The sequence below is a fragment of the Roseibium sp. RKSG952 genome (assembly GCF_009711355.1).
In genome coordinates this window covers 1-626 of the sequence record NZ_SMMF01000333.1, presented here as the reverse complement: position 1 = coordinate 626, position 626 = coordinate 1, and the positions used below count along the sequence as shown (strand labels likewise).

At 66.8% G+C, this 626-nt stretch carries 1 protein-coding gene; it reads left to right on the top strand.

What is annotated here, in order from left to right:
- Positions 1-626 (top strand): condensation domain-containing protein (locus E1297_RS00920; protein ID WP_155132739.1); only part of this gene is annotated, 626 nt, incomplete at both ends.

Below are 626 nucleotides of genomic sequence, written 5' to 3'. Positions count from 1 at the left end.
CTGAACCGGTTGGCGCGGGCCCGTGGGGCGACGCTGTTCATGGTTCTGGAGGCGGCCTTTGCCACGCTGCTGTCGCGGCTTGGGGCGGGGGGCGATGTGGCGGTGGGCACGGCGGTTGCCGGGCGTCCGCGCAAGGAGCTTGAGGGCCTGGCCGGGTTCTTTGTCAACACGCTGGCGCTCAGGAACCGGATTGATCTCGAGACAACCTTCGAGGCGCATCTGGACACAACCCGGCAGATGGTTCTGGACGCCTATGCCCACGAGGCGGTGCCGTTCGAGCTTGTGGTGGAGGCGGTGGCCCCGGCGCGGGCGTTGAGCCATGCACCGGTGATCCAGGTGATGCTGGTGTTGCAGAACACGCCGGACCGGGATGTGGGGCTGGCCTTCGGCGGAACGCGTGCGGTTGCGCTGGAAAATGCGGGCGCGGTCGCGGCGAAGTTCGAACTGAGCCTGAGCCTTGCCGAAACGTCTGAAGGGATCAGCGGGCATCTGACCTATGCGCGGCAGGTGTTTGATCCGGCAACGGCAGAGCGCATTGCGGCGATGTTCACGCGTGTGCTCGAGGCTGTGGCCGTTGCGCCCTCGACCCGTCTGGGGGATCTGCCGCTTCTGGATGCGCAGGAAAC